This window comes from Phormidium sp. CCY1219 (assembly GCF_035615515.1).
GTDB lineage: Bacteria > Cyanobacteriota > Cyanobacteriia > Cyanobacteriales > Laspinemataceae > CCY1219.
In genome coordinates this window covers 1-10787 of the sequence record NZ_JAJENT010000702.1, presented here as the reverse complement: position 1 = coordinate 10787, position 10787 = coordinate 1, and the positions used below count along the sequence as shown (strand labels likewise).

Sequence of the window (10787 nt, the reverse complement as noted above, 5' to 3'; positions counted from 1 at the left end):
CCCTCGTAGGGCTTAGGCTGGTCAGCTACCTAAAGTCAGGGACTAGAAGCCCCGTCTCTTTAGAGCGGGGTGCTGACCGGGTAGGTGTTAGATAAGCCAGTGACAGTGAAAGCAAGATGACACAGAGCGGTCGCCCTAGGGGCCTCCCGACAGGGATCGCGCGTGACGCGAGATCCCACTGTTTGGAAGTACATGGAGAAATACCGTTGTATGTAGCTATCCCTGGGGAAGGGGGATGGTACGCGGCATTTTTTGCGAATGTTCGCAAGGCATATACAGCGATCGCCGGCGGTTTGTTTTCCCACCTGTTATCGGTTCAAGCACCCTAATGGCGCGATCTCCTTGCAAGGTGAAGCCCGCCTGTTGCCCACCGGGAGCAGCGCGCAACGAGAAAGCCGCCTATCTCGGGATTTACGCTTCTACCCTGCGGCTCAACCCCCGATAGAAGCGTATGCACGCCGAGAACGGCGGCATCCTTGACATTTAACCTGTACTGAGGTTAATGCCGAATGGCGATCGCCGCATTCGTTAGCGATAACGTCTCTTCCGTCTTGCCGCGCTTGCTTTACGCTTGCGTTTTTCTTGCGGAGTTTCAAAATGCCGACGGCTTTTAACATCGGCTAAAATCCCCGCTCGCGAGACTTGACGTTTAAATCGACGTAATGCCGATTCAATGGCTTCGTTTTCGCCGACCACGACTTGCGTCATTCTTACTCCTTTTTCTAAACGTTGTTCAGGGTTTGGATGGCCGTAAGTTTTTCTGGCCTATACCGTTTCATAGTTTAGCGTACTCTTTCGCAGCAAAAACTGCGGCCTATCTGCCTTTTCCCCTCGAGGGGGAGTAACGACAGTCCGCATCCGCTTGGTAGATTTCCACGATCCTTGCGCCGTTCGAAAGATTGATTTTCCCCACGGCGGATGCCAGATGCAAGCAAGACAGAACTAGGGAAGGTGCTTAGGATCGAGAGAATTTATTGCCCCCACCATAACCCCCTCCCCGGTAGCCGCCACCGCGTCGGTCTTCCCGGGGCTTGGCTTTGTTCACTTTGATGTCGCGACCCATCCAGTTCGCTCCATCGAGGGCTTCAATGGCTGCTGTTTCCTCCGCTTCACTCTCCATTTCCACAAAACCAAACCCCCGAGGGCGTCCGGTTTCGCGATCGGTCGGAAGGTTTACGCGCTTGACTGTTCCGTACTCGGAAAACGTCTCGGTTAAATCTTCTTCGGTTACGTCGTAGGAGATATTCCCTACATAAATCGACATGCAATGCCTCCAAAAGGTTTAAAATGATGTAGCGATTCAGTTTCGGAGCGCTGCCTGCCGAGGAACCTGTTTTGGATCCACCCCCACGCCATTTTCAAGCATGTAGCCAGCTCTACCACTGAATCAGATTTATCTCTATTACAATAACACACCCCTCGGGAGTGACTACCCAGTTGACTAGCTAATTTTGTGCTAGTTTTTCTCTTCATCCGCTGGTGTTTTTCTCTTCCCTACAACTCCTTTCTGATTGTGGACTCCGAGCCATCGAGAACCAAGGTATCTTTCATTGGTTACTTAAGTGAGTTAAAAGAGGGAAAATTCAGTGTTTCTCAGGTGTTAGGGTATCCATCGCCCAGTGGGTTGTCCAACACTGCCCTGAAAGGCGATCGCCGATGGGATATTGAAGGAGCGATCGCCCTTCGATGAAGATGTGAAAGCAGGTTTGCCCTGGTGGTATCCTAAATTCCAAGGGATTAAAACCCGATGGTCTCCTTTGGGGTTCCCCAGACTATTGCGTTAAGCGAGGGTGGGTTGGGGGTGGATTGCCCAACACCCCTCGGGAACGCGATCGCTGTTTTGGTTTCTCTATTGCTACGATAGGCAATTGTTTTTATTTTGTCTCCATTTTTCCCAGTTCTTCTTCTTGAACTAGCAATTTTTCTGCTTGATTTTCTGCTATCTAGCTGGCCAGCATCTCGGCTAAATAATTGGCTCGATTATGTCTGTCTCTGATAAAATAGAAGGGCGATCGGCATTAAGGAAAATAACGATATATATCTTTGCAGTTTAGCACGCGATCGAAGATTAAGGGTTTCCCCGTCAAATCTAAAACCGATGCGATAATCACCTAGCCGGATTCGATATGCATTCTCATATCCTTTTAACCGTTTCACATTTTTACGCTCTGAAAAACTTTCGAGGTTGGGTATTTCTTCAAACACCAGTGCTTTGATAGATTCAAAGACTGGGGTGCTTTTGAGAGCTTTTATATCTTTCAGAAAGCTAGGTAAATATTGAGTTTTCATGGAGTTTCCAGTTCGGCGAGTGCTTCATCCAAACTGAGGGGGTTTTCATCTTTGACCTCCATCATGGCACGGATGAGTCCCTCATCCTCTAGTGCTTCGAGGATACGCTGGTAATCCGTAAAGTCAATAACCACTTTACGGATATGACGGTGCGGATCGACCATGAGTTCTTTGGCAAAAGGATAATCTTCGGCTTTCATTTCGCTTTGAGTGACTAGAATGATATTAATATACTAAGGCGGTTCACTACATTATTGTACTTAAGCCGCAAAATTTAACCTCGGCTCCCTCAACCCTATCGGAGGCTGGAACTGCAACTCGAGACCCCAACTTTGGCCGCTCTACAGAAGTGAGTTGAAGACTTTTTCTAAATTTCTCCCCGCTTGATTACCGCCACGCTTGTCAATCTTTCCGGTCCACCCGATCGCATCAGATTGTACCAGAACACTATCAGCTAGATTTGGCACGCGCCCCAATTAACATCCCAAAAAATCCATGAGCAGAAGGGCACGGCAATGCCGTGCCCCTAGAAGTTTATGGGTTATTGGTTAGCGCCCACGGGCATTCCCAAAATATCTTCAATTTTGGGCATTTCCGATACAGGAACCACGCGACCTTCATCCTCGAACCCTTCAATTTGGTCGAAATTGAGATAGCGATATAAATCCGCTGCAAACGGATTAATTTTCTCGGCCACAATTTCGCGATATTCTTCCGCAGTAGGAATCCGTCCTAACAGGGCACAAACTGCTGCCAATTCTGCCGAACCGAGATAGACGCGCGCGCCTTTCCCCATGCGGTTATTGAAATTGCGAGTTGAAGTAGAAAACACCGTGGCATTGTCTTCTACCCGGGCTTGGTTGCCCATGCAGAGGCTGCATCCCGGCATTTCAGTGCGCGCACCGGCGGCGGCGAAAATACCATACACGCCTTCTTGTCGCAATTGCGCTTCATCCATGCGAGTGGGGGGGCAAATCCACAAGCGAACTTTCACCGGACCGGCATTTTCCAACACCTTAGCGGCGGCGCGATAGTGGCCGATATTGGTCATGCAAGACCCGATGAACACTTCATCGATTTTATCCCCGGCACATTCAGACATTAACTTCACATTATCCGGGTCGTTTGGCGCAGCCACCACGGGTTCTTTAATCTCGTTCAAATTGACTTCAATGGTTTCCACATATTCCGCATCGGCATCGGCGGACATTAACTGTGGAGAAGCCAACCATTCCTCCATTTTGGCCACGCGGCGCATAATGGTACGTGCATCTTGATAGCCGCGCGCCACCATATTTTTCAATAAAGTAACGTTCGATCGCAAATACTCCGAGACGGTTTCCTCACTGAGCTTCACCGTACATCCGGCACAAGAGCGTTCCGCCGTGGCATCGGTCAGCTCAAAGGCTTGCTCCACTTTCAGCTCGGGCAATCCTTCCATTTCCATAATCCGCCCGGAGAACACGTTCTTCTTGTTCTCCGTCGCCACGGTGAGCAATCCCTGCTGAATCGCCACATAAGGAATCGCATTCACGATGTCGCGCAAGGTAACGCCCGGTTGCAATTCCCCGGTGAAGCGGACTAACACGGATTCGGGCATATCTAACGGCATGACGCCCAAGGCGGCGGCAAATGCCACCAACCCGGAACCGGCGGGGAAGGAGATGCCCAAGGGGAAGCGGGTGTGGGAGTCACCACCGGTGCCGACGGTATCCGGTAATAGCATTCGGTTTAACCAGGAGTGAATGATGCCATCTCCAGGGCGCAAGGCGACGCCGCCGCGCGTAGCAAAGAAGTCGGGGAGTTTCTGGTGAGTGGTGACATCCACCGGTTTGGGATAGGCGGCGGTATGGCAGAAACTCTGCATCACCAAGTCGGCGGAAAATCCGAGACAGGCGAGTTCTTTTAATTCGTCGCGGGTCATCGGCCCGGTGGTATCCTGGGAACCGACGGTGGTCATTAAGGGTTCGCAGGCGGTTCCGGGACGCACGCCGGGAAGTCCGCAGGCTTTACCGACCATTTTCTGGGCGAGGGTAAAGCCTTTGTTGCTGTTTTCGGGAAGTTCGGGACGGGTGAAAATGGGGCTGAGGTCGAGTCCGAGGGCTTTGCGAACTTTGTCGGTGAGACTGCGCCCGATAATCAGGGGGATGCGTCCGCCGGCACGCACTTCGTCTACGATGGTGTTGGGTTTGAGCTTGAAGGTGGAAATGACCTCGCCGGCTTCGTTGGTGATTTCGCCTTTATAGGGATGGATGGTAATCACCATGCCGGTTTGCATTTTGGTGACGTCGCACTCGATGGGCAGGGCACCGGAGTCTTCGGCGGTGTTGAAGAAAATCGGGGCGATCGCGCCACCTAAAATATACCCCCCGGCTCGCTTGTTCGGCACGTAGGGAATATCTTCTCCCAAATTCCACAATACGGAGTTAATCGCGGATTTGCGCGACGATCCGGTGCCTACCACGTCGCCGACATAGGCTACGGGATATCCTTTCTGCTTTAATTCGGCAATGGTATCCAGTGCCCCTTCTAAGCGGGCCTCTAACATGGATTGGGCGTGCAGGGGAATGTCGGGCCGGGTGGTGGCGTGACTCGCCGGGGATAAATCGTCGGTGTTGGTTTCTCCGGGTACTTTAAATACGGTGACGCGAATGCTCTCGGGTAAGGAGGGACGGTCGGTAAACCATTGCGCTTCGGCCCAAGAGTCGATCGCTTGCTTGGCATAGCTATTGGTTTCCGACAGTTCGAGGACGTCGTGCATGGCGTCGAACACCAGCAGGGTTTTCTTTAAGGCGTCTGCTGCGGTTTGTGCTTTCTCGCTGTTGCTGGATTTGAGCAGCTCGATTAATGAATGGACGTTATAACCGCCCACCATTGTGCCGAGCAGTTCGATCGCCCGCAGGGGAGTAATCAGGGGGCAGTTGACTTCTTCTTTGGCGAGTGCGGTGAGGAATGAGGCTTTCACGTAGGCGGCTTCGTCTACGCCGGGGGGTACGCGATCGCGCAATAGGTGCAATAAGGTTTCTGACTCTCCGTCAGGCGGATTTTTCAGCAGTTCGCACAGTTCTGCGGTTTGCTCGGCGTTTAAGGGTAGGGGGGGAATGCCTTGGGCTTCCCGTTCAGCTGCATGTTGGCGATAGGATTCGAGCATTGCGTTTCTTTCCTCTATTGGGTTCGCTAAGTTTTAGTTTATATTCAATCCCTGAAAGCTTTTCCTTCTGGCCCCACCCCCAGATGTCTCATATGCTACCACAGCCTCACCGATGCCCTGGATTTTCTGCTAGGGTCAATCTGGCTCAATGGCTGGCTCTGTGGCGTCTTTGAGCGCTTTGTTGTCAATCTCTGACCGGGAAATTTTTCCATCGGCGCGCGGTGGGAAGACCCTCGGGAAAAAAGGATCCAAGGGTAGGCCGGGGCACCGTGGGATTGTGAATCTCTGTAACTTTTTATTAATTATTATAAACTTTTTTGACAAAAAAATTGCCCGGGTTGGGGGGCGATCGCACCCGTTTTTTCCCGAGAAGCCCCGGGGCGATCGCGCCAACCCGAGGGCGTTGCTCTGGAAAATTCATTCCCCCTAGCAGGCAGTTTTCCGCCTGAAGGATTCTGGCAAACCCTCCGGACTTCACTATGGTGGCTCGTCAGTAAGGCTTCCCTCGAGAGAGAATTTGCAATATTGCTCTCATAAACAATTTTAATGGTTTTTCGCTGAGGTTTCTGGCCGCGCCGTGGGCGGAAGGGGACGAGGAAGCGATCGCGATCGCTTTGCCGAGGGTTGCCAATGGGGGTTCGGTAATAAATTACACTTTTTTTAAACATTTTTTAAGCTTTTAGCGGGCGGAGCGAGAATTTGTGTTTTTTTTAAGATTAATTAAATTTAATTTCACAAAAGCTGCAAAAATATTAAGATTGTTTTCTAAATCGATTGAATTGTTATTGCCTCTGAGTCTATTTTCTCAGAAGCAGGCTACGCAGTGGAGAAAGGAGGGCGGATGAGCCTACTTAAGGGGAACAGTGATGTGGTATGGATTAACCGAAACCGAGACCAACCACGGGTCAAGGGGAAAAAGGCAACGCAACCCCGAGACCGAAAAAATCTAGCTCCCGTGGGGATGCCGATGCTAGAACCCTGTCAAGCCCAAGGATACAACGGGGATGAAAAAGCGCTACTTTCTTGCGATCGCCTTGCCGATTCCCCTCTACCCATCCTCATCAGTCGCGCAGAAGATAGCACGATCGTGTATGCTAATAAACACTTTAGGCAGCTCTTTGGCATCAATCCCGAAGAGCATCTGGGCAGGGTGGTGGACTTTTACGAGAACCCCAGACAGCGCGTGATGCTGCTGGATGTTCTCCAACGAGAAGGGTGCGTTCGGAACTACGACCTGTTGGTCAAAAAAGCAGACGGGACCCGCTTTTGGGTTGCCATGTCTGTCCAGTCACTCACCTTAGAAGGCGATCTCGTGTTCTTTAAAACCTTCAGAGACATCACCAAACTCAAACAAGCCGACCAAATTCTGCAAACTATCGCAAGCAGCCAATCCCCGATCGCCGGAGATTCGTTTTTCCCCTGCTTAGCATATCATCTAGGGTCTTTACTGCCGGTGCGTTGCGTGGTGATTTCAGAACGGATTGGTCATTCCTTAGAACGCTTGCAAGTGCTTGGGTTTTGGGAACGAGACCCCGATGGCTCGTCACTCGGCTTGCAGAATGCTTCCCCTGGGGAATATACCTTGGCGGGGACGCCTTGCGCGCAAGTGGTACAAGGGGCACAGGCGTGGCACGCGAAGAACCTGACAGAGTATTTTTCGCCAGACCATCCTCTGGCTCGATTGAAAGGTTGCAGTTATTTCGGGGTTCCCCTCACCGATATCAATGGCACGGCGATCGGGGCGATCTCTCTGTTCGCCGATCGCCCGTTTTGCGATCTGCACTCAGTTCAGTCTCTTGTGAGAATTTTTGCGGCGCATTCATCCACGGAACTGGAACGCCAGCGCACCGAACGGGCATTGCGCGCGAGCGAAACCCGGTTGCAGATGGCGCTCAAAGCGGCCAAAATGGGCCTGTGGGAGTGGGATCTGCGGGCGGGAACCTTCAGTGGCTCTGAGGAACTGGAAACGATTTTGGGTCTGCCACCGGGGTCTTTTGATGGCACGCCGTCGCCGTTTTGGCAGTCGATTCATCCGGAAGATCGGGGGACGGTGGAAAAAATGATGGCACGAGCGATCGCGTCTCGCTCGAGCTACCACGGCGAATACCGGATCGTTCACGCCCAGAGTCAGACGGTGCGCTGGATGGTCTGTAAAGCGGATGTGCTGTGCGAGGGCACCGGTGGAGCGGTGCGGATGATGGGTACGATTGCTGACGCGAGCGATCGCAAGACAACCGAAGCGGCTTTAACTGAATCTTCAGCCAACTTACAAGCAATTTTTAACTGCTCAGTTTCCTCGATTTTATTTATCGATTTTAATTATAAAATACAAGCCTTTAACAAAGCGGCGGCGGCAGCCGTTTGGGAAATTTGGAAACGAAAAATTTGCCCGGGAGATTCGATTTACGCCTATGTTGCCCCCGAGGATGTAAAAGATTTCAACCGCGATTTCCATGCCGCATTGAACGGACAATCGGTGAGCCTGCAGCGCAATATTAAAGGCATCGGAAATACGGAAAATTGGTTTGAAATTAACTATCAACCAGTGTTGAGCGACACCGGCAAGGTGATGGGGGTTTGTTTTAGCGCGCTCAATATCACCGAGCGCTTTCTGGCGATGGATGCTCTGGCGCAAAGTGAAGAACGCTTCCGCTTGTTGGTGCAGCATTCTTCGGATTTGATTACGATTTTAGCCGCCGACGGGACGATTCGCTATCAAAGTCCGTCCATCGAAAAAATTTTAGGCTATCCTCAATCAGAGTTAGTGGGACAATCTGCATTTGACTACGTTCACCCGGAGGATCGCGAACGGGTTTGCGAGCAATTTTCCCAAGCGCTGCGAACTGAAGGGAAGGCGATCGAAATCGAGTTTCGGTTTCGCAACCGCTGTGGAGAATGGGTATATTTAGACTCGGTAGGTAGCAACCAACTGAATGCGCCGGGGATTCATGGGTTTGTGATTAATTCCCGGGATGTGACGGAACGCAAGGAACAAGAGGAACGCTTGCGACTGTTCGAACGGGCGATCGCCGCAAGCAACAATGGTATCGTGATTTCCGATGCCCAACAAGATAATACCGTGGTCTATGTGAATCCCTATTTCGAGGAGATGACTGGGTATTCGGCGGCGGAAACCGTGGGCAAAAACTGCCGCTTTTTGCAAGGAAAAGACCGCCGCCAACCGGGAATCGAACAGTTGCGCGACGCGATTCGCCAGGGGAAAGATTGCACGGTGGTTCTGCGGAATTACCGCAAGGACGGAGCTGTGTTTTGGAACCAACTGAGTTTGTCGCCGGTGGAAAACGAGCGGGGGAAAATCTCTCACTTCATTGGCGTGCAAACTGATATCAGCGATCGCAAACGTGCCGAGGAACAACTGATTCATCAAGCGTATTACGATTCTCTCACTGGCTTGCCGAACCGCGCCTTTTTTATGGATCGACTGCGCGAAGCGACTACCAAGGTTGAGGGGCGCTCGGATTCTCTCTGTGCGGTGTTGTTTATCGACCTCGATCGCTTCAAGCGCGTCAACGACAGTCTCGGTCACGCCGTGGGCGATATGCTGCTGATCGTCATCGCTCACCGCTTGCAACTGTGCTTGCGCCCCCAAGATACTATCGCCCGCCTCGGCGGCGATCATTACGTGATTTTACTCGAAGATATCCACACCATTGAGGAAGCCACTGCGGTTGCCGATCGCATCCACCAGCAACTCAACACCCCCTTTACCTTTGAAGGGCACGAAGTCTTCGTCAGCGCTAGCATCGGGATTGCTCTGAGTTCTATCGAATATGAGGTGTCTGCAGATTTGCTGCGAAATGCCGATATCGCGATGTATCGCGCCAAAGCTGCCGGCAAAGCTTGTTCGGCTTTCTTCGATCGCGCTATGCACGATCGCGCCGTGGAACAGTTACAACTCGAAAATGATTTGCGCCGGGAACTCCACGAGGTGGAAAAGGGCGCGCCAACATCGTTCAAAGTGGCCTATCAGCCCCTCGTGTCGTTGTTTGACGGTGGCATTGTCGGCTTTGAAGCCCTGGTCCGCTGGCATCACCCCCAGCGCGGTCTTATCTCACCGGGAGAGTTCATTCCCCTGGCAGAAGAAACCGGCGCGATCGTGCCCCTGGGTGCCTGGGTCCTGCGCCAAGCCTGCCACCAACTCGCCACATGGCACGCTCGGTTTCCTAGTATAGCACAAAATCGGCGCTTGAAAGTGAACGTGAATTTATCGGGAAAGCAGTTTTTGCAACTCGATTTAGTGGAACAAATCGATCGCATTTTGCAAGATACTCATCTGGACCCGAGTTGCTTGAAATTGGAAATTACCGAAAGTGTGCTGATGGACGATAAACAAGCGGCTACCCAAATCTTGTTGGAACTCAAACAACGACAAATTTATCTGGCGCTCGATGATTTCGGCACCGGTTATTCTTCTCTGTCTCATTTGGCTCAATTTCCCATCGATACTTTGAAAATCGATCGCTCTTTTGTGAGTGGAATCGGCAAGGAAGGGAAAAATTTAGAAATCGTCCAGGCGATCGTTACCTTGGCTCATGCTCTGGGGATGGATGTGACGGCGGAAGGGGTGGAAAATGCCGCACAACTGGCAGAACTCAAGGCTCTCGGTTGCGAAGACGGACAAGGTTACTTTTTCTCGCCACCGATGGCTGCTGAGGATGCCACGGCTTTGCTGGCAGGTTCATTTTCTTGTGCCTCGCCCAAAATTTCTTCTTGAACTGGCATCTACTGCTACAATTGGATGTTTTTTGGGTAAACTAATAGAAAACGCGGAGGAATTTGATATGCGATCGCCCATTTCCCACCACAGCGCTCATCCCAAACTCAGCAGCATCCCTCGCCAACGCTCAGAAGCGCAGGCGTATTTGGAGATGTATCAACTGGTTGTGGAAAAGCAACGGCTAGAAGGAGAACTGCAACGGATCGAACACCGACGAGAACAGATTTATCAGCGCCTCAGCATGTTGGATAGCCGTATTTCCCAGTGCGATCGCCATCCCTCTTCCCTACCCAAACAGTCCCCGCCCAGCCCACCGCCAAAGTCGGAAAAATTTGAGACCCTGCTGTTTGAATATTAATTGCCTCTCCCAAACCGTTTAAAAAAGCCCCGCCGCCGTTCCTCTCCTCCTCTCGTTCCCAGCAAATGCTGGGAACGCACTCCCCGAGGTTCCGCCTCGACCCAGGTTGATTGGCTCTTTCCCTCGAACCCGCGATCGCCTCGGTTAATTCACGGGACATTATGACGATTTATTCTTCATGGCTACCAAACTTAGATAAGTCTGGTCTTCTGGTCAGGTGAGCTTGGGAAAATAAAGTCTTACCAAGCCCC

The 10787-nt window shown here is 51.6% G+C and carries 9 protein-coding genes; 3 read left to right on the top strand and 6 right to left on the bottom strand.

Annotated features, from left to right (window positions below; translation table 11 throughout):
• The first annotated feature begins 206 nt into the window (after positions 1–206).
• Positions 207–329 (top strand): hypothetical protein, encoded by a 123-nt coding sequence (locus LKK83_RS20725; RefSeq protein WP_324633226.1) that lies wholly within the window; start codon positions 207–209, stop codon positions 327–329.
• A gap of 199 nt (positions 330–528) precedes the next feature.
• Here the strand turns inward: LKK83_RS20725 and rpsU are convergent, their stop codons facing one another.
• From rpsU to LKK83_RS20695, 6 genes are all read right to left on the bottom strand, one after another.
• The gene (rpsU, locus tag LKK83_RS20720) at positions 529–708 is read right to left on the bottom strand and encodes a 30S ribosomal protein S21 (protein ID WP_324633225.1); all 180 of its coding nucleotides are present in this window, start codon (positions 706–708) and stop codon (positions 529–531) included.
• A 247-nt stretch (positions 709–955) separates the two neighbouring features.
• Positions 956–1264: an RNA recognition motif domain-containing protein gene (locus tag LKK83_RS20715; RefSeq protein WP_324633224.1), complete on the bottom strand. Its 309-nt coding sequence runs from the start codon at positions 1262–1264 to the stop codon at positions 956–958.
• 716 nt (positions 1265–1980) lie between these two features.
• Complete coding sequence (locus LKK83_RS20710) at positions 1981–2289, bottom strand: type II toxin-antitoxin system RelE family toxin (protein WP_324633223.1); 309 nt, start codon at positions 2287–2289, stop codon at positions 1981–1983.
• Positions 2286–2489: a hypothetical protein gene (locus LKK83_RS20705; protein WP_324633222.1), complete on the bottom strand. Its 204-nt coding sequence runs from the start codon at positions 2487–2489 to the stop codon at positions 2286–2288. The genes LKK83_RS20710 and LKK83_RS20705 overlap by 4 nt, the downstream gene beginning before the upstream one ends.
• A gap of 341 nt (positions 2490–2830) precedes the next feature.
• On the bottom strand, positions 2831–5440 hold the full coding sequence (gene acnB, locus LKK83_RS20700; RefSeq protein ID WP_324633221.1) for a bifunctional aconitate hydratase 2/2-methylisocitrate dehydratase: 2610 nt from the start codon (positions 5438–5440) through the stop codon (positions 2831–2833).
• Between the two features lie 298 nt (positions 5441–5738).
• The gene (locus LKK83_RS20695) at positions 5739–5861 is read right to left on the bottom strand and encodes a hypothetical protein (protein ID WP_324633220.1); all 123 of its coding nucleotides are present in this window, start codon (positions 5859–5861) and stop codon (positions 5739–5741) included.
• Between the two features lie 546 nt (positions 5862–6407).
• Between LKK83_RS20695 and LKK83_RS20690 the strand changes: the two genes are divergently transcribed.
• Both LKK83_RS20690 and LKK83_RS20685 read left to right on the top strand, forming a co-directional pair.
• Entirely contained in the window at positions 6408–10175 is a 3768-nt protein-coding gene (locus tag LKK83_RS20690; protein WP_324633219.1) for a PAS domain S-box protein, read from the top strand.
• A 31-nt stretch (positions 10176–10206) separates the two neighbouring features.
• Positions 10207–10536 carry a hypothetical protein gene (locus LKK83_RS20685; protein ID WP_324633218.1) on the top strand — a complete coding sequence of 110 codons (330 nt, stop codon included), beginning with the start codon at positions 10207–10209 and terminating at the stop codon, positions 10534–10536.
• Positions 10537–10787 lie beyond the last annotated feature (251 nt).